Raw genomic sequence first — 19980 nt, forward strand, 5'->3', positions numbered from 1 at the left:
CCCGCGATGGCGATCGAACAGGAAATCAAGCTCGCGCTGCCCGCCGCGCAAGTCGACGCGGCGCGGCGCTTTCTCGATGCGCGCGCCGGCGCCAGCGGCCGAGAGATCGCGCTCGTGAACGTCTACTTCGACACGCCGACGCTCACGCTCGCGCGCGCGAAAAGCGCGCTGCGCCTGCGGCGCGCGCCGCAGGGCTGGCTGCAGACGTTCAAGACGGCCGGCATGAGCGAGCGCGGGTTGCATCGCCGCCACGAGTGGGAGATGCCCGTCGCGGGCGAAGCGCTCGAGATCGATGCGCTTTGCGCCGCATGCGACGTGCCGGACGCGGCCGATGCGCTACGCGCCGCCGCGCCGCAGTTGATCGCGCTCTTTCGCACCGACTTCTCACGCACGCTGTGGCGCATCGAACACGCGGGCGCGACGATCGAGGCGGCGCTCGATCGCGGCGAGATCGTCGCGCAGGCGGACGGCGACGTGCGCCGCGAGCCGATCTGCGAGATCGAGCTCGAACTCGTCGATGGCGACGCGGGTGCGCTCGCGACGCTCGCCGACGAAGTCGCCGCAGCGCTGCCGGGCGTCGCGCCGGACAACCTGAGCAAGGCGCAGCGCGGCTATCGGCTGCGCGGCGGCGACCTGCGCACCGACTGACCGCCCTTTTCCGCATGACCAAGCCCTCTTCGTCCCGCCCGATGCAACAACCCTCGCTGTTCGACGATCCTGCTCCGCCCGCGCCGCCGGCCCCGAAGGGCGACGCATTCACGCCCACCCTCGAATCGCAATTCGACGCGTTGCCGCCCGACTGGCGCGCGATTCTCGAGCCGTTCGTCGCGAGCGACGCCTATGCGCCGCTCTGCCGCTTCGTCGACGGCGAGCGTGCGGCCGGCAAGGCGATTTATCCGGCCGACGTGTTCCGCGCGCTGCGGCTCACGCATCCGGACGACGTGAAGGTCGTGATTCTCGGCCAGGACCCGTATCACGGCGAGGACCGCGGCATCCCGCAGGCGCACGGGCTCGCGTTCTCGGTGCCGCCCGGCGTGCGGCCGCCGCCGTCGCTGCGCAACATCTTCAAGGAAATCTCGGCCGACTTCGGCTATGAAGCGCCCCGCCACGGCTGTCTCGACACCTGGGCGAGCCAGGGCGTGCTGCTGCTCAACACGGTGCTGACCGTCGAGCGCTCGTCGGCCGCGAGCCACGCGAAGCGCGGCTGGGAAAAATGCACCGACACGCTGATCCACGAACTCGCGACACGCCACCGCCACCTCGTGTTCATGCTGTGGGGCGCGCACGCGCAGGCAAAGCGCGCGCTATTCGATCCGCGCGAGCACTGCGTGCTCGAAGCGCCGCATCCGTCGCCGCTGTCCGCGCACCGCGGCTTCCTCGGCTGCCGTCATTTCGCGCTCGCGAACGACTATCTCGTCAAACACGGGCGCGCGCCGATCGACTGGCGGCTGCCGGACGCAGCCGAGACGCTCGCCTGACGCTCGACGCCGGACCGTTTCGGCGAAACAGCCCGCCGCGCGCGATTCCGCTCGCGCCACGTGAAAAGGACGTGCCCCAGGCCCAAGTGCATCGCGCGGCATCCAGCCCATCGCCGACGCAAACGAAAACGCCGCGGGCCTGGGAGGTTCGCGGCGTTTTTTTCCGTTTTTTCCCGCTACCGGGCAACGACGCTCAAACCGCGGCGATCGCCTCGCGTGCGCTCGCGAGCGCTTCGCTCGCCGCGTCCGGCCCGAGCGCGAGACCTTCCGCGTAGACGAACGTCACATCGGTCATGCCGATGAAGCCGAGGAACGTCGTCAGGAACGGCGTCTGGCTGTCGGTCGGCATGCCGACGTGCTTGCCGCCGCGCGCCGACACCACGTACACCTTCTTGCCCTTGAGCAACCCTTCCGGACCTTGCGCCGTGTAGCGGAACGTGACGCCCGCGCGGGCGATCCAGTCGAAATACGTCTTCAACTGAGACGACACGCCGAAGTTGTACATCGGCGCGCCGATCACGATCACGTCGGCCGAGCGCAGCTCGTCGATCAGCGCGTCGCTCTTCGCGACGATCGCGTTCTGCTCGGCGCTGCGCTGCTCGGCCGGCGTGAAGAACGCGCCAAGAACCGCGTCGTCGAGGTGCGGCAGCGCGTCGGCGAGCAGGCTGCGGACCTTGACGGTTGCGCCGGGGTTGCCCTGTTGCAGCTTCGCCGTCAGTTCGTCGGCGAGCATCGTCGACTGGGCGCCTTGCGAGCGGGCGGCGGAATTGATCTGGAGAATGGTCGTCATGTCGGGCTCCGTGGGTTTGGTTTGCGCCGAGTGCAGCGCGAGTGACGCCATTGTGCGGATCGCCGCCGCCGCGAAAAAGCAGCGGCCGGACGACGGATTGTTGCAACAGCGAAACAATCCGCGCCCGGCCCGACGCGATTATCGGCGGCCGCGCGCCGCCGGCAACCCGAGCCACGCGTCGCGGCGGGCGCGCGTCGCCGCGGGTTTCGGCTGCGCCGTCAGTTTGTAGCGCGCGATGTCCGGGCCGTCGAGCTTGAGATGCGCGACGCGCAGCTCGTCGCGCCGGAACGCGTGGATCTCGACCTTGTCGCCGACCCGGTAGCGCGCGAGCAGCGCGTCGAGGTTCGAGCCCGTCACGCGCAGCCCGTCGATCGCGACGAGCGCATCGCCCGCGGACAGCCCCGCCCGATGCGCGGCGCCGCCTTCGTAGACGGCCGCGAGCGTGCATTCCGCGCCGCCCCGGGTGCGCGCGCCGAGCGTCGGCTTCGGGGGCGCGTCGGCCGAGCCGTTCGCGCCCGCGTCCGGCGCGAGCGTCACGCCGAACGGCTCGAGGAGCGCGGCCAGCGGCAGATCGCGCGTGCCGGACACCGCATCGTCGAAGAGGCGGCCGAGATCGACGCCCGTCGCCTCGGCGATCAGCGCCTTCACGTCGCCCTCGCCGACGCCGTTCGGCTTGCCGTCGTAGAAGTCGCGCCCGAACCGCTGCCACAAGAACCGCATCACGTCGTCGAGCGACTTGCGGTGGCGGGTCCGCGCGCGGATCGCCAGATCGAACGCGAGCGCGACAAGCGAGCCCTTCGTGTAATAGCTGACGATCGCGTTCGTCGCGTTCTCGTCCTGCCGGTAATACTTGATCCATGCGTCGAACGAGCTTTCGGCGACGCTCTGCTTGAGCCGGCCGGCGCCGCGCTGCACGCCGGCGATCGTGCGGCCGACGAGCGCGAAGTAGTCGTCTTGCGAGATCAGGCCGCTGCGCACGAGCATCAGGTCGTCGTAGTACGACGTGAAGCCCTCGAAGAGCCACAGCAGCGACGTATGGTTCTCCCGCGACAGGTCGTACGGCGCGAATGCGGCCGGCTTGATCCGCTTTACGTTCCACGTGTGGAAATACTCGTGGCTGCACAGGCCGAGATAGGTCCGATAGCCCTCCGTCTTCTCCGTGCGCCCCTTCACCGGCAGGTCGGTGCGATTGCAGACGAGCGCCGTCGACGCGCGATGCTCGAGCCCGCCGTAGCCGTCGCTGACGGCCTGCGTCATGAACACGTAGCGCGACATCGGCGCGCGCTTCGTCTTCGGCTCGAACAGCGCGATCTGCGCTTCGCACACGCGCTTCAGGTCGGCCGCCAGCCGCTCGAGATCGAGCCCGGTCACGCGGCCCGCGATCGCGATGTCGTGCGGCACGCCGTGCGCGTCGAACGACGCGAGCGCGAACTCGCCGAGCGTGACCGGATGGTCGATCAGCTCGTCGTAGTTCTGCGCGCGGTACGCGCCGAAGCCGTAGCGCTTCGTGCCGCGCGCCTCCGGCAGCGCGGTGGCGACGCGCCAGCGCCGGTACGCGTCGCCCGCCGGGCGCTCGATCATCACCTCGCACGGCGCGTCCTCGTGGCCGAGCGGCGCGAGAAACACGCTCGTGCCGTTGAAGAAGCCGCCCGTGTCGTCGAGATGCGCGGCGCGCACCGACAGATCCCATGCGTAGACGTCGTAGCGCAGCGTGATCGCTCCGGGCGACGGCGCGGCCTGCCAGGTGTGCTTGTCGAGCTTGCCGATCCGCAACCTGCGGCCCGCGTCGTTGAACGCGCGCAGCGTCACGATGTTGCGCGCGAACTCGCGCACCATGTAGCTGCCCGGAATCCATGCGGGCAGCGCAAAGCGCTGACCGGCCGGATCGGGATCGGCGAGCGTGAGCGTCACTTCGAACAGGTGCGCGGCGGGGTCTTTCGGAACGATCGTGTAGCGAATCGGCTTCATCGTCGGAATCGGTCTGGGCAAGCGGGAACGGAAACGGATACGAAAAGAGGCGCCGGCTACGCGCCGGCGCCTCTTTGGCGATGCGGGAAACGCCGCGTCACTTGACGCTGGCGAGCGCCTGATTCAGTTCGTCGGCGGACACGGCGCCCGGCAGGCGGGTGCCGTCGGCGAGGAACACGGTCGGCGTACCCGTCACGTTCATCCCGCGGCCGAGCGCGAGATTCTTGTCGAGCGCGGTCGTGTCGCAGTTCCCCGCGGCCGTCGGTGCGCGATGCTCGAGCATCCACGCCTGCCAGCTCTTCACGCGGTCGCTCGCGCACCAGATCGATTTCGACTTCACCGTCGAATCGGGCGACAGCACCGGATACAGGAACGTGTAGACGGTCACGTTGTCGACCGACTGCAGCGTCGTCTCGAGCTTCTTGCAGTACGGGCAGTTCGGATCGGAAAACACCGCGATCTTGCGCGCGCCGTTGCCCTTCACGACCTTGATCGCGTTCGAAAGCGGCAGGCTCGCGAAATCGATCTTGTTGATCTCGGCTAGACGCTCGGCCGTCAGGTTCTTGTGCGTCTTCGTGTTGACGAGCTCGCCGAGCAGCACGTAGTCGCCCGACGCGTCGCTGTAGACGATCTGCGAGCCGAGATTGACCTCGTACAAACCCGCGATCGGCGATTTCGTCACGCTCTTGATCGGGGCGTCGGCGCCAAGGCGCGACTGCAGCGCGGCCTTCAGCTTGTCGGTGGACTGGTCGGCCTGCGCGGTGCAGCCGAGCGTCGCCGTCGCGGCAGCGAGTGCGAGCGCGGCGATACGAATCGTTTTTTTCATGCAAATCATCCTTCAAAGCGTGCGTGCATCGTCACAGTGTACGACTGACTGTGGCCGAGCAGTGTCCGACCGCCGCGCCGCGCGAAGGTTCGCGCCACGCGTCAGCCAAGCGCCGACGCGACCAGCCAGCGCTTGACGAGCGGCTGCGCGCCGACGAGCGCCATCCCCGTGTTGCGCACGATGCGCGCGAGCGCGCCCGGCAGCGAGAAGAGCCGCTGCAGGCCGTCCGTCGCGATCATCAGCGCGCGGATGTCCTCGCGCCGCGCGCGCTCGTAGCGGCGCAGCAGCACGGTGTCGCCGAGATCGCGGAACGCCTCGCGGTTCGCGAGGGTGTCGGCGAGCGCGGCGACGTCGCGCAAGCCGAGGTTCATCCCCTGGCCCGCGAGCGGGTGAATCAAATGCGCGGCGTCGCCGACGAGCGCGACGCGCGGCGCGATCAGCCGGTCGACCGTCTGCAGCGCGAGCGGGAAACCCTGAGCGGGCGTCACGCACTCGAGCGCGCCGAGGCGGTTCATCGTCACGCGCTCGACCTCGGCCGCGAGCCGCGCGGGATCGAGCGCGAGCAGTTCGTCGGCGTGCGCGGTGTGCGCGGACCAGACGAGCGACACGTGGCCGTCCGGCAGCGGCAGCAGCGCGACGATCTCGCCGTCGCGGAACCACTGATACGCGGTCTCGCGATGCGGCTGCGCCGCCTTGAAGTTCGCGACGACGCCCGTCTGCCGGTAATCGCGCCGCTCGACCTTCGAGCCGATCTGCGAGCGCACCCACGAATGCGCGCCGTCCGCGCCAACGACGAGATCGCATTCGATCACGTCGCCGTTCGCGAGCGAGAGCGTCGCGGCGTCCGGCTTCACGTCGAGGCCCTGAGCGCGCGCGTCGAACCACGTGAGGTTCGGCTGAAAGCGCAGCGCGGCGTCGAGCGCGCATTCGATCAGCGACGATTCGCCGATCCACGCGAGCTGCGACACCGCCGCCTGGAACGCGGAGAAGTGCAGTTCGGCATGCGCGTCGCCATAGACGCGCATGTCGTAGACGGGCGCGAGCCGGGCATGATCGAGCGCCTGCCACACGCGCAGCCGCTCGAGCAGCGCCTGCGAGCTCGCGGAAAGCGCGTAGATGCGCGAGTCGAACGCGAGATCGGCGGGACGCGGGACAGCCGGCTGCGCGAGCAGCGCGGTCTTGTGGCCCGCCTGCGTCAGCGCGAGCGCGGCCGTCTTGCCGACGAGGCCGCCGCCGACGACGGCGACGTCGAAGGTCTGATGATAGGCAGTCATGGCGGGCATTATAGCCGGGAGGGCCACGCCGTTTCCCTCGGGGAATTTGCGGTAAATCAGGGCGCGCGACACGGCGACGCACGCGCCGGACCGGTTTCGCGGCGGCCGTCCGATGCGGGTTTTCACGCGTGGGCGGCGGGCCCGCGCCGCTCCGATCGCCCCCGCCTTTGCGCGGCGATGTAACGGGCGCTCGCCCGCGGCCGCGCGCCGGCGCGGCCGCGCATTACGCGCCACACGTTTCCTTACAAACGCACACCGCTTGTCATCCCGCCGGCCACTACAGTGTGCCGACGCAAGCAACCACAGGAGATATCGATGAAACGGATCGCGGCTCTCGCCGCCCTCGCGGTCGTGCTGGGCAGCGTGCTCGCAGGATGCATCGTGGTACCGGACGGCGGCTACCATCATCATCGCGGCTACTACTACCGGTATTGACGCGCCCGGCGGCGTCGGCCGCGAATCGGCGGCCCGTCGCCCGCGGCTCGCGTCGCCGGTCTCGTCACGTGCGATCGGCGGCGCGAAGCCGACGCTTGCCGGCCTTTTCGGCAAGCGGCCACGAACGGGCGCACCGCCAAGCGCAGCCGTCCCAGCCGAGTTCCTGCAAGCCGCGTGGGGCCGACGCCCGAGCGTGAGCCCGCCAATGCGCCGATGCGCCGATACGCGCTGCGCCTGCCGATGAAAATCGCGGCTCGGACGAGCGCCTTCCCGCACCCCATCGCAGCCCCGCGCCGCCGTCGCGCCGTTCCCGCGGGCAACGCGTCGCGCACCGCAGCCCCCGCCCCGCGCGAGCCGCGGCGCCCGAGCGCCAAGTGCGGTCCATCCCACCGAACGCCTGTCTGATTCCGCTCGTCGCGTGCTATCGTTTCAATCACGACGCGATCATATCGAGCGCGCCGTAAAAACAGGTCTCAACCACCTTCGTGAGCACGGCCATGAGCGACCTGCGCCACCATCTCAATCAACAGGACCGAGTGGAGCTGCTCTGCTGGCTCGTCGTCGGAAATCTCGGCGCCTATTACCTGAACGAGAGCTGGCCCGGTGCAGCCTTTCAGGTCCAGTCCGCGCACAAATGGCTCGACCGGCACGCACGCGAAGCCGATTGGCTCACACTCGCGAAGCTGTCGCTCATCGCACTCGACATCGCGAAGAAGCACGCGGAATTCGTCAACGCGCCGTGGGCGCGCGACGCCGTGGAAGAAATCATCGATACCGACGACCTGAACTACGACGCGCGCCTCGCGCAGCTCGTGCTCGACGACTGCCGCGCGGCGCTCGCCGACCGGCGGATCGCCGACTGATTCGGCTTCGGGCCTCGCCGGCCCCGCGCCGCCGGGCGCCGCGAAAGGCTCACTCGCGGCGCGCGCGTCGGCCGTGCGCCGATGTTCGCGCATGACGCTTCGTGCGCGGCAGGCGTCGGCCGCGCTCCGTCGCAACGCGTCTTCGCGACCTCCGCCGCGCCGTTCGCACCGCGCCGGCCCCCGCGTGCGGCAGCGCCGCGGCGTGCCGCCGCCCGAGCCGCCGGTTGCCTTGCCCCGCCGTCGAACGAGTTACAATTGCCTCTTTTGGTGGCAACGCACATCCCGCCGGCGCCCGGCCGGATGCTCCTGCCCGGCCCGGTGCGGTTCGCGATAGCGCGCGGACGAGCGCGCCGGGCCCGAAGCGCCCCACATCACGCACAACCCATTGAATCCCGAAGGAACCCATGAGCCTCAAATGCGGCATCGTCGGCTTGCCCAACGTCGGCAAGTCCACCCTGTTCAACGCGCTGACGAAGGCCGGCATCGCCGCCGAGAACTATCCGTTTTGCACGATCGAGCCGAACGTCGGCGTTGTCGAGGTGCCTGACGCGCGCCTGAAGGCGCTCGCCGACATCATCAAACCCGAGCGCGTCGTGCCGGCCGTCGTCGAGTTCGTCGACATCGCGGGCCTCGTCGCCGGCGCGAGCAAGGGCGAGGGCCTCGGCAACCAGTTCCTCGCGAACATCCGCGAAACCGACGCGATCACGCACGTCGTGCGCTGCTTCGAGGACGAGAACGTCATCCACGTCGCCGGCAAGGTGAGCCCGCTCGACGACATCGAAGTCATCAACACCGAACTCGCGCTCGCCGACCTCGGCACCGTCGAGAAAGCGCTCGCCCGCTATTCGAAGGCGGCGAAGTCGGGCAACGACAAGGAAGCGGCGAAGCTCGTCGCGGTGCTCGAAAAGACGCGCGCGCACCTCGATCAGGGCAAGGCCGTGCGCGGCCTCGACCTGTCCGACGACGAAAAGGCGCTCCTCAAGCCGTTCTGCCTGATCACCGCGAAGCCCGCGATGTACGTCGCGAACGTGAAGGAAGACGGCTTCGAGAACAATCCGCACCTCGACGCGGTGCGCAAGTACGCGGAAAGCGAGAAATCGCCGGTCGTCGCGGTGTGCGCGGCAATCGAGGCGGAGATCGCCGACCTCGACGACGCAGACAAAGAAGCGTTCCTCGCCGACATGGGCATGGACGAGCCGGGCCTCGACCGCGTGATCCGCGCGGGCTTCAAGCTGCTCGGACTGCAGACGTACTTCACCGCAGGCGTGAAGGAAGTGCGCGCGTGGACGATTCACATCGGCGACACCGCGCCGCAAGCGGCGGGCGTGATTCACACGGATTTCGAGCGCGGCTTCATTCGCGCGCAGACGATCGCCTACGAGGATTTCATCGCGTACAAGGGTGAGCAAGGCGCGAAGGAGGCGGGCAAGATGCGTGCGGAAGGCAAGGAATATGTCGTGCACGACGGCGACGTGATGAACTTCCTGTTCAACGTCTGAGCGTTTCGCGACGGCGCTCGCCGCGCGCCGCAGCATGCTTGCAAGGCCCGCGCAATGCGGACCTTTGTTTTGGATCATCGCCGGCGCGCAACCGTCGCCGCCGGCCCGCCGCCCTCACGCCCGATTCGTGAATAGAAAATGGCCCGGCCGGCACATGCCGGTCGGGCCAAGATTGTTCCGGGCTTGCCCCGGGCAGCGAAGATCGGGCGCAGCCGCGCCCTCGGGCCGCTCGCGTTCGTTACGTCGCCGACACCCGCCGCCCCACGCTCGCCTGCGCATCGCGGCCGCGCTTGTTCAGCCACGACGCCGCCAGCACGATCAGCGCAAGCACCGCCGTCGCGCCCACTTCCATCCGGTGCGCCTCGCTCACCAGCATCACCGTCAGCACGCCGCAAATGAACAGGATCACCGCCCACGTGATCCACGGGAAACACCACATCCGCAGTTGCAAACGCTCGCCCGTCGCGTCGAGCATCTTGCGCATCCGCAACTGCGAGATCGCGATCACGAGATACACGAGCAACGCGATCGCGCCCGACGTCGCAAGCAGGAAACCGAACACCTGCTCGGGCATCACGTAGTTCGCGATCACCGTGATGAAGCCGAACGCGGTCGACGCGAGCACCGCCGCGCGCGGCGTGCCGCTTGCATCGGTACGGCGCAAGAGCGCGGGCGCGTCGCCGCGCCTCGACAGCGAGAAGATCATCCGCGACGCCGTGTAGAGCGCCGAATTCAGGCAGCTCGCGACCGACACCAGCACGATCACGTCGATGATCGCCTTCGCGTGCGGCACGCCGATCAGCTCCATCGCGCGCTGATACGAGCCGTGCGCGGGCAGCAGCGCGTCGTTCCAAGGCACGAGCGCCGCGACGACGAAGATCGAGCCGAGATAGAACAGCGAGATCCGCCAGATCACCGAATTCGTCGCGCGGACGATCTGGCGCTCCGGGTGCTCGGATTCGGCCGCGGCGATCGTGACGATCTCGGTGCCGAGGAACGAGAACATCGTCGTCAGCATCGCGGCGAGCACCGCGCCGATGCCGTTCGGCATGAAGCCGCCCGCGTTCACGAGGCGCGCCGCGCCCGATACGTTCGAGCCCGGCAGCAGGCCGACGATCGCCGCGCCGCCGATCGCGAGGAATACGACGATCGCGACCACCTTGATGAGCGCGAACCAGAATTCGAATTCGCCGTAGTTCTTGACCGAGAAAAGATTCGTGACGGTGAGCACCGACGTGATGCCGAGTGCGAAGATCCACGTCGCGACGCCGGGGAACCACGCATTGAGAATCGTCGCGGCGGCCGTGGCCTCGATCGGAATCACGAGCACCCAGAACCACCAGTAGAGCCAGCCGATCGTGAAGCCCGCCCAATGGCCGATCGCGCGATCGGCATAGGTCGAGAACGAGCCGCTGTCCGGCTGCGCAACCGCCATCTCGCCGAGCATCCGCATCACGAGCACGACGAGCAGCCCCGCGATTGCGTAAGCGATCAGCGCGGCCGGACCGGCCTCCGCGATCGCATGCCCCGAACCGACGAACAACCCGGCGCCGATCACGCCCGCGATCGACAGCATCGTGACGTGGCGCTGCTTCAGGCCGGTTCCGAGGCCTGTCTGACTTCCTTTCATGTCTCCCTCCAAAAAAACGGTTCCGGTGTGACCGGGCATCGCGTGAAGGCGGCGCGGGGGCTTTGTTGTTATCGAACCGTTCAGGCGCGACGGGCGTCGCGCGTCGATCGGACGTCATGCCTGCGGCCATGCGAACGGGCGCGCCGCGCAGATCTGCGAGGCTGCGTTCGGCATGCGCCGCGCATGCGGCAACGCATGGCGGCGTGCCCGTCGTCGGCATCGTGATCGGCCGCCTTCGAAGCGAAGCAGTGTAAGCACCAAACGGTTCGCGACTAAGAACCAATTCGCGAATTTCGATGGAACCACTTGCCGGATCGACGAACGTGCGACCGTCGCACGGCCTGTCCGACGCGCTCGCGCGGCCCGAAAAGCCGCGCGAAAAAACGGTCGGATGCCGATTCCCGATGCTTGACGAAACACGCGCGATGGCAGCGGAAAACATGCAACGTCGTCATCCGGATCGCGTGGCGCCGCCCGCCGGCCCGGCGCGTCACGTCGTCATGCCACGTCGTCACGCCATTTCGCCGGCACCGTCGCCCGCCACTCGCGCAGCAGCAACGCCTTCACGGTGTCGGGCTGCGCGGCCGACAGGCGCACGAGCACGATCGGCCAGCCGAGATAGTGATCGGTCACGTAGAACACGTCGGGGGCCGATTCGACCAGCCACGCGCGCTCGTCGGGGCCCACGCCCTTGACGACCAGCGTGTCGCCGTCTTCGCGCAACCGCGCAAGCAGCTTGCCGCGCACCTTGAGCGCCGGCGTGCCGTACGACATGCCATCCTCGACGCCACGCCACGCGAGCGCGATCCGCCTGACTTCATCGAATGTCATGGTTTCTCCTGGACGTTCCCGCCGGAATCACGCCCGGCCACCGTACCTGAAAATCGCGCCGTTCGCTCGTTCGCTCGTTCGCTCGTTCGCTCGTTCGCTCGTTCGCTCGGCGCGCGCGAGCGCCGGCGCGTGCCCCTGGACCGCGACGATCGCGAACGCGAACGCAATCGCCTTCGCCGCGCGCTCGCGAAAATCGGCGCCCGGTAGGCGCGGCCCGCGTCGCAGACGAAATCCGCGGCGGCTCGACGACTTCTCGTCCCGCCTCGTCTATCCGCCGCATCACGCGGAGCGCGCGAAAGTAGCCGCGTTCGGCCGCCCGACATTGACGACGCGCGCTCGGACGGCGCGGCGTCGATGTCCGGCGACGCGCCGTAGCCGCGGCCTCGCACCACGGCGGCCGCGAACGCCGCCCGCCGTCCGGTCCCGTCGGCCGGCCGCGTCGTCGGCTTCGTTCCCCCGCCGAAATCCGTTCCATCTTCCTGATGTGACGATGCGCGGCGGATTTTCTTCAGCGCTTCGCCGCGCTTAAGATGCCGTCAGGCCGCTTGCCCCATCGACAACGACAAACGAGAGAGACCATGTCCATTTCCCTGCCTCGAGTGGCGCGGCGCATCGCCGTCGCGCTCGCGATCGCGGCGCTGCCGCCCGCCCCCGCATTCGCCTATTTGCCGAACGCGCCCGCCGCCGGCGGCGAGGCCGACCTCGACCGCCACGATACGTACCGCAACCGCGACGGCGAGACCGTGCACGCGCCCGCGCATTCGAAATCGGGCCGCGTCCCCGAAGGGGCGACGGCGCGCTGCCGCGACGGCGCATACAGCTTCAGCCGGCACCGGCGCGGTACGTGCTCCGGGCACGGCGGCGTCGCCGCGTGGCGCTAGGGCGGCCGCGACACGGAACGCACCGCCGGGGCGCAATCGGCCCGGCATCGCGCGAGCGCTCGGCTGCGGCCCCCTCCCGCAGGATCGATGCGAATCCGACGCGCGCCGGGCGCGCACCCGTACCGCGCCGAGTACAATGGCGGTTCGCGCCGCGCAGCCGCGGCACCGCCGCCGGCACGCGCCGCGGCCGCTTCCACGAACCGAATCCGCACGTCGCCGCCGCCGGCCCAGCCGGCGCGCGGCCGCGTGAATTTCCACTCTTTCAATCACGCAGATGGCCCAATACGTTTTCACGATGAACCGGGTCGGCAAGATCGTGCCGCCCAAGCGCCAGATCCTGAAGGACATCTCGCTGTCGTTCTTCCCCGGTGCGAAGATCGGCGTGCTCGGTCTGAACGGCTCGGGCAAGTCGACGCTGATCAAGATCATGGCGGGCGTCGACAAGGACATCGAGGGCGAAGCCACGCCGATGCCGAACCTGAACATCGGCTACCTGCCGCAGGAGCCCCAGCTCGATCCGAGCAAGACGGTGCGCGAAGCCGTCGAGGAAGGGCTCGGCGACATCTTTCAGGCGCAGAAGAAGCTAGACGAGATCTACGCGGCGTACGCGGAGCCGGACGCCGATTTCGACGCGCTCGCCGCCGAGCAGGCGAAATACGAGGCGATCCTCGCGACGAGCGACGGCGGCAGCCCCGAGCAGCAGCTCGAAGTCGCCGCCGACGCGCTGCGCCTGCCGCCGTGGGACGCGAAGATCGAGCACCTGTCGGGCGGCGAGAAGCGCCGCGTCGCGCTATGCAAGCTGCTGCTCGAAAAGCCCGACATGCTGCTGCTCGACGAGCCGACCAACCACCTCGACGCCGAATCGGTCGAATGGCTCGAGCAGTTCCTGACGCGCTTCCCGGGCACCGTCGTCGCGGTCACGCACGATCGCTACTTCCTCGACAACGCGGCCGAATGGATTCTCGAGCTCGACCGCGGCCACGGCATTCCGTGGAAGGGCAACTACAGCAGCTGGCTCGACCAGAAGGAAGACCGCCTGAAGCAGGAAGAAGCGGCGGAATCGGCGCGCCAGAAGGCGATCAAGAAGGAACTGGAGTGGGTGCGCCAGAACCCGAAGGGCCGCCAGGCGAAATCGAAGGCGCGTATCGCGCGCTTCGAGGAACTGAGCAGCCAGGAATACCAGAAGCGCAACGAGACGCAGGAAATCTTCATCCCGGTCGGCGATCGTCTCGGCAACGAAGTGATCGAGTTCAAGAACGTCAGCAAGGCGTACGGCGACCGTCTCTTGATCGACAACCTGAGCTTCAAGATTCCGGCGGGCGCGATCGTCGGCATCATCGGGCCGAACGGCGCGGGCAAGTCGACGCTGTTCCGGATGCTCACGGGCAAGGAGCAGCCGGATTCGGGCGAGATCGTGAAGGGCCCGACGGTGAAGCTCGCGTACGTCGACCAGAGCCGCGATGCGCTCGACGGCAGCAAGACCGTGTTCGAGGAAATCTCCGGCGGCGCGGACGTGCTGACGGTCGGCAAGTACGAAACGCCGTCGCGCGCGTACATCGGCCGCTTCAACTTCAAGGGCGGCGATCAGCAGAAGAACGTCGGCAACCTGTCGGGCGGCGAGCGCGGCCGGCTGCATCTCGCGAAGACGCTGATCGCGGGCGGCAACATGCTGCTGCTCGACGAGCCGTCGAACGATCTCGACGTCGAAACGCTGCGCGCGCTCGAGGATGCGCTGCTCGAATTCGCGGGCTCGGTGATGGTGATCTCGCACGATCGCTGGTTCCTCGACCGGATCGCGACGCACATCCTCGCGTTCGAAGGCGATTCGCAGGTGGTGTTCTTCGACGGCAACTACCAGGAGTACGAAGCCGACAAGCGCGCGCGCCTCGGCGAGGAAGCGGCCAAGCCGAAGCGTCTGCGCTACAAGCCGATCAGCCGGTAACGGCCGGCGCGCGCAAGCGTTCGTCGTTCGCGGGGACAGGCGTCGCGCAGGCGGCGAAGGCTCGCCGCGACCGGCGCGCCGCGCGTCTTGCGACGGCGATCGGCATGCCGTGCGCCGCGCACGATCCGCGTCGCGCGCGGCGCGAGACATCGCCGAACGAAAAGCGGGCGACGTGAGTGACAACTCGAAAAGGTCATCGTCGATTCGACCTTCGGTTTGCCATTCACGTCGCCCGCTTTTTTCATGCGCATCGCCGATCCATCGCCGATGCGCGCGCGCGGCCAATCCTCAGCCGCGACGCCCCGCGCCGCCGCTTCGCCCGTAGCGTCAGCCGAGCACGCCCAGCTCGCGCAGCCGCGCCTGCGTCGCCTCGGCGCTCGTGTGGTGAATCCCGTGCCAGCCGAGCGCGGTCGCGGCTGCGGCGTTCTTCGCGTTGTCGTCGATGAAGGCGAGCTCGTGCGGCGCGACGCCCGGCAGGTGCGGCTCGATCCGCGCGTGCATCTCGCGGTAGATCGCTGGATCGGGCTTCACGAGCTTCACGCGGCCGGACACGACGATGTCCTTGAAGCGCCGCAGCACCGGAAAGGTCTCCCACGCATACGGAAACGTCTGCGCGGACCAGTTCGTAAGCCCGAAGAGCGGCACGCCGCGCGCGTCGAGCTCGTCGACGAGCGCGACGCCGCCCGCGAGCTCGCCGCCGATCATCTCCCGCCAGCGCGCGTAGAACGCGCGGATCAGCGCCTCGTGCTCGGGAAACTGCGCGATGCGCTCGTCGGTTCCCTCGTCGATGGTCTGGCCGCCGTCCTGCCTGACCACCCAGTCCATTCCGCACACGTGCATGAGGAACCAGCGCCGCTCGGCTTCATCGGGAATCAGTTGCTTGTACAGATACTCGGGGCTCCAGTCGATCAGCACGCCGCCGAAATCGAACACCACAGCCTTGATGGTCATGCGAACTCCGCGGCGAGCACGTCGTCGAGCAGCCGCGGCGCGACGCCGTTGCCCGAAAACGAACAGTTGCTCCAGATGAAATTGTGATGCGCGACGATTTGCGCCGCGCTCAGGTGAGCGCGATCGTTCGTCGTGTGCAGATCGGAGACGACCGTCGTCCGGTAGCCGAGGAGCGCCGCGCGGCGCGCCGCCGAATCGACGCAGAATTCCGACGCGTAGCCGCAGATCACGACCGCGTCGACGCCGTGCGCGGAAAGTTGCGCGGCAAGCGGCGTGCCGTGGAACGCGTCGCTTGCGCGCTTGCGGATGCGCCAGTCGGCATCCGCGCACGCGAGATCCGCATGCAGTTGCCAGCCGGGCGCGCCGGGCACGATGTCGTCGCCCGCGTCGCCGTCGTGCTGCACGAAGCACACGGGCGCGCCCGCCGCGCGCGCCGCCGCCGTCAGCCGGTTGATGCCCGCGACGACCTCGTCCAGCCGGTGCGCGGGCTTTGCCCTCTGCAGCAGCCCGCGCTGCATGTCCACCACGATCACCGCCACCTTCGCCATATGCCGCCCTCCGTTGTTATCGTTCGATCGTTCGCCCCGCCCGCCGGCACCCGCGGCCGGCGATCCGGCGACGGGCGACGCCGGCGGCCGCGCGTCCGTCAGATCGGCTGCGTGCGCGCGTCGAGCCACGCCTTCGCGTCGCCCGACACGTGCTTGCCGACCCGCTCGCGCACCGTCGCGTGATACGCGTTCAGCCATGCGCGCTCGTCGCCGTCGAGAAGCGCGGGCAACACGCAGCGCGTGTCGATCGGGCAGAGCGTCAGCGTCTCGAATTCGAGGAAATCGCCGAACTCGGTCTGGCCCGCCGCGCGGTTCACGACGAGATTCTCGATGCGCACGCCCCACTTGCCCGGCCGGTACACGCCGGGCTCGATCGACGTGATCATCCCCTCTTCCATCGCCGTGTAAGGCTCGGCGGGCGCATGGTGCGAGATCACCTGCGGCCCTTCGTGGACGTTCAGGAAATAGCCGACGCCGTGCCCCGTGCCGTGCCCGTAGTCGAGCCCGGCCGCCCACATCGGCGCGCGCGCGATCGCGTCGAGCATCGGCGAGCGGATGCCGCGCGGGAAGCGCGCGCGCGACAGCGCCATCATCGCCTTCAGCACGATCGTGAAGTCGCGCCGGTGCGCGTCGCCGATCGCGCCGACCGGCACGACGCGCGTGATGTCGGTCGTCCCGCTCAGATACTGGCCGCCCGAATCGACGAGCAGCAAGCCGTCGCCTTCGATCGTCGCGTGCGCGGCGGACGTCGCGCGATAGTGCGGCATCGCGCCGTTCGCGTTGAAGCCCGCGATCGTCGCGAAGCTCGGCGACACGTAGCCCGGCCGGCGCGCGCGCGCGGCGGTGAGCTGCTCGTCGATCGTCAGCTCGGTGATCGTCTCGCGGCCGAGCGCGCCCTCGAACCACGCGAAGAATTCGGCGAGCGCCGCGCCGTCGAGCTCCATCGTCGCGCGCACATGCTCGATCTCGGCGGGCGTCTTGCGCGATTTCGCGAACGTCGACGGATTCACCGCCTCGATCACGCGCACCTGCTGCGGCACCGCCTGCAGCAGCCCGTACGTGACGCGGCGCGGATCGATCAGCAGCCCCGCGCCCTCGGGCAGCGCGGCGAGCGCCGCGGCCGCGGCGTCGTACGGCTTCACGTCGACGCCGTCCTGCGCGAGCGACGTCGCGAGCTCGGGCGACACCTTGCCGTCGGCGACGAACAGCGTCGCGCGCTCGAGGCCGACGAGCGCGTGCGCGACGAACACCGGGTTGTAGTTGACGTCGGCGCCGCGCAGGTTGAAGAGCCAGGCGAGATCGTCGAGCGTCGACACGAAATGCCACTGCGCGCCCTGCTCGTGCATCGCGCGACGCACCTGCGCGAGCTTGCCCGCGCGGGCCGTGTCTGCCTGCGGCGCCGCGTGCTCGAACACCGCGTCGCCGGGCAGCGACGGGCGCTGCGGCCAGATCGCGTCGAGCAGGTCGAGATCGGTGCGCAGCACGATGCCGCGCGGAGTGAGCGCGGACGTGAGCGCGCGCGCCGCCGCGACGCCGAGCACCGCGCCGTCCACGCCGACCGTCGTGCCCTCGGGCACGTGCTCGGCGAGCCATTCGACGTGCGGCTGCGTCTGCTGGCCGCCCGCCATCTTCATCAGCGCGACGCCCGTGCCCGCGAGCTGCGCCTCGGCCTGCACCCAGTAGCGGCTGTCGACCCAGAGGCCCGCGAAATCGGCGGTCACGACAAGCGTGCCGACCGAGCCGGTGAAGCCCGACAGCCATTGCCGCGCCTGCCAGCGCTCGGGCAGATACTCGGACAAATGGGGATCGGCGGACGGCACCACGTAGGCGGCCAGATCCTCGCGCGTCATCGCGCCGCGCAACAGGGCAAGACGCGCCGGCACGGGCGACGGATCGGGAAGTCGGGCATTCATGATTTCACCTGCAAACGTTCAGCGGCGGGCCAACAGGCCCACCGTCACGGCAACGGCGAGAAGCGCGGCGGCGGTGCAGACCGGCCATTCGAGCGTCTCGCCATCGTAAAAGAGTCCTGCGACATTGCCCGCCATCTTCGCGGCCGCGGCGCCGAACACGCCCGCCGCGACCGCGAGCCACAGCGACGCGCGGCTCAGCCGGCGCAGCGGGTTGAGCGCCCAGCCGAGCAGGCCGACGGCAAAGCCCAGCACGACGATTCCAAACCAGTTCATCATTCCACGCCTCTTCTGCTGTCGGTCTCGCGCCGTCGGCGCGAACGGCGTGCGGCGAGCACCCTCTTCCGTATCGGCGACGCCGCGCGGGAGCGGCGGCTCGCATGACGGCTCGCCGCCGCGCAAACCGCCGACCGATACACGACGCACGACGCACGGCGCGCCGGCGGCGCAACGTCCGATGCGATCCGGCTCGACCGCGACACCGCCCGTTGCGCCCGCGCCGATGCGCCGGGCCCCTCGTTCGATGCCGCGCCGCGCGCCGGCGCCCCCGAATCGCGGGCTCGCCATCGCGCAGGCCATCATTTTCGCACCGTTTGGGGGTCGATTTTCAAAAAGGCGCGGCATGGCGTCGCGCCCCGCAGACGGTCCGGCGCGGCAGCGGGCGGTTTCGCCCGCGCGCGGGCGCGCGGCCGCCGCCTTGACCGAGCGCGTCCGACGCGGCTCGCCGGGCCCGCGCGCGGGCGGGGAGGCGGCGATCGTCCACACGGGCCGCGTGGACGGGCCGCGACACGCGCCGACCATGGATTTGTCGTCGAAACGCTATAATATGGGACTAAACGATAGCCTCTTGGACATGCAGCTCCTCACGATCGGAATCAACCACCACACTGCGCCTGTCGCCTTGCGCGAACGCGTGGCGTTTCCGCTCGAACAGATCAAGCCCGCATTGTCGACGTTCAAGAGCGTCTTCCTCGGCCATCCGGCGCCGAACGCGCCCGAGGCGGCGATCCTGTCGACCTGCAATCGCACCGAGCTGTACTGCGCGACCGACGATCGCGCGGCGCGCGACGCGGCGATCCGCTGGATGTCCGACTACCACCGGATTCCCGCCGACGAGCTCGCGCCGCACGTGTACGCGCTGCCGCAATCCGAGGCGGTGCGCCACGCGTTTCGCGTCGCCTCCGGGCTCGATTCGATGGTGCTCGGCGAAACGCAGATCCTCGGCCAGATGAAGAACGCGGTGCGCACCGCGTCCGAGGCGGGCTCGCTCGGCACCTACCTGAACCAGCTGTTCCAGCGCACGTTCGCGGTCGCGAAGGAAGTGCGCGGCACGACCGAGATCGGCGCGCAGTCGGTGTCGATGGCGGCCGCGGCCGTGCGGCTCGCGCAGCGGATCTTCGAGCAGGTCGCGCAGCAGCGCGTGCTGTTCATCGGCGCGGGCGAGATGATCGAGCTCTGCGCGACGCACTTCGCCGCGCAAGGCCCGCGCGAGCTCGTCGTCGCGAACCGCACCGCCGAGCGCGGCGCGAAGCTCGCCGAACGGTTCGGCGGCCGTGCGATGCCGCTTTCCGATCTGCCCGCACGGATGCACGAATTCGACATCATCGTGTCGTGCACCGCGTCGACGCTGCCGATCATCGGCCTCGGCGCCGTCGAGCGCGCGGTGAAGGCGCGCCGCCACCGGCCGATCTTCATGGTCGACCTCGCGGTGCCGCGCGACATCGAGCCCGAAGTCGGCAAGCTGAAGGACGTGTTTCTCTATACCGTCGACGATCTCGGCGCGATCGTCCGCGAAGGCAACGCATCGCGGCAGGCCGCGGTCGCGCAGGCCGAGGCGATCATCGAGACGCGCGTGCAGAATTTCATGCAGTGGCTCGATGCGCGCAGCATCGTGCCCGTGATCCGCCACATGCACACGCAAGCCGACGCGCTGCGCCGCGCGGAACTCGAGCGCGCACGCAAGATGCTCGCGCGCGGCGACGATCCGGCGGCCGTGCTCGACGCGCTGTCGCAGGCGCTCACCAACAAGCTGATTCACGGCCCGACGAGCGCGCTCAACCGCGCGAACGGCGCCGATCGCGATTCGCTGATCGACCTGATGCGCGGTTTCTACCAGCACGCGCCCCGCTCGTCGGACACGTCGGACCATTAGCG

General features: G+C 69.1%; 18 protein-coding genes. 7 read left to right on the forward strand and 11 right to left on the reverse strand.

Going from position 1 to position 19980, the window contains the following annotated elements:
* Nucleotides 1-6: 6 nt before the first annotated feature.
* A complete protein-coding gene (locus BTH_RS27045) occupies nucleotides 7-648 on the forward strand; it encodes a CYTH domain-containing protein (protein WP_009888704.1) in 642 nt (213 codons plus the stop codon).
* A 41-nt stretch (nucleotides 649-689) separates the two neighbouring features.
* Nucleotides 690-1478, forward strand: a complete 789-nt coding sequence (locus BTH_RS27050) for a uracil-DNA glycosylase (protein ID WP_009888703.1) — start codon at nucleotides 690-692, stop codon at nucleotides 1476-1478.
* Between the two features lie 193 nt (nucleotides 1479-1671).
* Here the strand turns inward: BTH_RS27050 and BTH_RS27055 are convergent, their stop codons facing one another.
* The 4 genes from BTH_RS27055 to BTH_RS27070 form a co-directional block, all read right to left on the reverse strand.
* Nucleotides 1672-2268, reverse strand: a complete 597-nt coding sequence (locus tag BTH_RS27055; RefSeq protein WP_011402536.1) for an FMN-dependent NADH-azoreductase — start codon at nucleotides 2266-2268, stop codon at nucleotides 1672-1674.
* A gap of 138 nt (nucleotides 2269-2406) precedes the next feature.
* A complete protein-coding gene (locus BTH_RS27060) occupies nucleotides 2407-4236 on the reverse strand; it encodes a M61 family metallopeptidase (RefSeq protein ID WP_009888700.1) in 1830 nt (609 codons plus the stop codon).
* Nucleotides 4237-4333: 97 nt separating this feature from the next.
* Nucleotides 4334-5062: a DsbC family protein gene (locus tag BTH_RS27065; RefSeq protein ID WP_009888698.1), complete on the reverse strand. Its 729-nt coding sequence runs from the start codon at nucleotides 5060-5062 to the stop codon at nucleotides 4334-4336.
* Nucleotides 5063-5163: 101 nt separating this feature from the next.
* Nucleotides 5164-6345: a UbiH/UbiF family hydroxylase gene (locus BTH_RS27070; RefSeq protein WP_038708065.1), complete on the reverse strand. Its 1182-nt coding sequence runs from the start codon at nucleotides 6343-6345 to the stop codon at nucleotides 5164-5166.
* A gap of 923 nt (nucleotides 6346-7268) precedes the next feature.
* On the opposite strand from BTH_RS27070, the gene BTH_RS27080 reads away from it, so the two are divergent.
* Together BTH_RS27080 and ychF are read left to right on the forward strand one after the other, a co-directional pair.
* Complete coding sequence (locus tag BTH_RS27080) at nucleotides 7269-7634, forward strand: hypothetical protein (protein WP_009888691.1); 366 nt, start codon at nucleotides 7269-7271, stop codon at nucleotides 7632-7634.
* A 404-nt stretch (nucleotides 7635-8038) separates the two neighbouring features.
* The gene (gene ychF, locus BTH_RS27085; RefSeq protein ID WP_009888690.1) at nucleotides 8039-9133 is read left to right on the forward strand and encodes a redox-regulated ATPase YchF; all 1095 of its coding nucleotides are present in this window, start codon (nucleotides 8039-8041) and stop codon (nucleotides 9131-9133) included.
* A gap of 238 nt (nucleotides 9134-9371) precedes the next feature.
* On the opposite strand, the gene gabP is transcribed toward ychF, so the two are convergent.
* Both gabP and BTH_RS27095 read right to left on the reverse strand, forming a co-directional pair.
* The gene (gabP, locus tag BTH_RS27090; protein ID WP_009888689.1) at nucleotides 9372-10763 is read right to left on the reverse strand and encodes a GABA permease; all 1392 of its coding nucleotides are present in this window, start codon (nucleotides 10761-10763) and stop codon (nucleotides 9372-9374) included.
* Between the two features lie 498 nt (nucleotides 10764-11261).
* Nucleotides 11262-11594, reverse strand: a complete 333-nt coding sequence (locus BTH_RS27095; protein ID WP_009888687.1) for an MmcQ/YjbR family DNA-binding protein — start codon at nucleotides 11592-11594, stop codon at nucleotides 11262-11264.
* Between the two features lie 578 nt (nucleotides 11595-12172).
* Here BTH_RS27095 and BTH_RS27100 point away from each other — a divergent pair.
* The gene (locus tag BTH_RS27100; protein WP_011402539.1) at nucleotides 12173-12475 is read left to right on the forward strand and encodes a DUF3761 domain-containing protein; all 303 of its coding nucleotides are present in this window, start codon (nucleotides 12173-12175) and stop codon (nucleotides 12473-12475) included.
* A 274-nt stretch (nucleotides 12476-12749) separates the two neighbouring features.
* The gene (gene ettA / locus BTH_RS27105) at nucleotides 12750-14417 is read left to right on the forward strand and encodes an energy-dependent translational throttle protein EttA (RefSeq protein ID WP_009906296.1); all 1668 of its coding nucleotides are present in this window, start codon (nucleotides 12750-12752) and stop codon (nucleotides 14415-14417) included.
* Here the strand turns inward: ettA and BTH_RS27110 are convergent.
* From BTH_RS27110 to BTH_RS27130, 5 genes are all read right to left on the reverse strand, one after another.
* Complete coding sequence (locus BTH_RS27110) at nucleotides 14396-14662, reverse strand: hypothetical protein (RefSeq protein WP_226809486.1); 267 nt, start codon at nucleotides 14660-14662, stop codon at nucleotides 14396-14398. The genes ettA and BTH_RS27110 overlap by 22 nt on opposite strands.
* A gap of 82 nt (nucleotides 14663-14744) precedes the next feature.
* The gene (locus BTH_RS27115) at nucleotides 14745-15368 is read right to left on the reverse strand and encodes an HAD family hydrolase (RefSeq protein ID WP_009888677.1); all 624 of its coding nucleotides are present in this window, start codon (nucleotides 15366-15368) and stop codon (nucleotides 14745-14747) included.
* The gene (locus tag BTH_RS27120) at nucleotides 15365-15916 is read right to left on the reverse strand and encodes a cysteine hydrolase family protein (protein WP_009888676.1); all 552 of its coding nucleotides are present in this window, start codon (nucleotides 15914-15916) and stop codon (nucleotides 15365-15367) included. Before BTH_RS27120 ends, BTH_RS27115 begins: the two co-directional genes overlap by 4 nt.
* 98 nt (nucleotides 15917-16014) lie before the next feature.
* Nucleotides 16015-17829: an aminopeptidase P family protein gene (locus BTH_RS27125; RefSeq protein ID WP_009888675.1), complete on the reverse strand. Its 1815-nt coding sequence runs from the start codon at nucleotides 17827-17829 to the stop codon at nucleotides 16015-16017.
* Between the two features lie 18 nt (nucleotides 17830-17847).
* A complete protein-coding gene (locus BTH_RS27130; RefSeq protein ID WP_025369754.1) occupies nucleotides 17848-18102 on the reverse strand; it encodes a hypothetical protein in 255 nt (84 codons plus the stop codon).
* Between the two features lie 577 nt (nucleotides 18103-18679).
* Here BTH_RS27130 and hemA point away from each other — a divergent pair.
* Complete coding sequence (hemA, locus tag BTH_RS27135) at nucleotides 18680-19978, forward strand: glutamyl-tRNA reductase (RefSeq protein WP_009888666.1); 1299 nt, start codon at nucleotides 18680-18682, stop codon at nucleotides 19976-19978.
* Nucleotides 19979-19980: the final 2 nt, after the last annotated feature.

It is taken from the genome of Burkholderia thailandensis E264 (assembly GCF_000012365.1).
GTDB classification, from domain to species: Bacteria; Pseudomonadota; Gammaproteobacteria; order Burkholderiales; family Burkholderiaceae; genus Burkholderia; species Burkholderia thailandensis.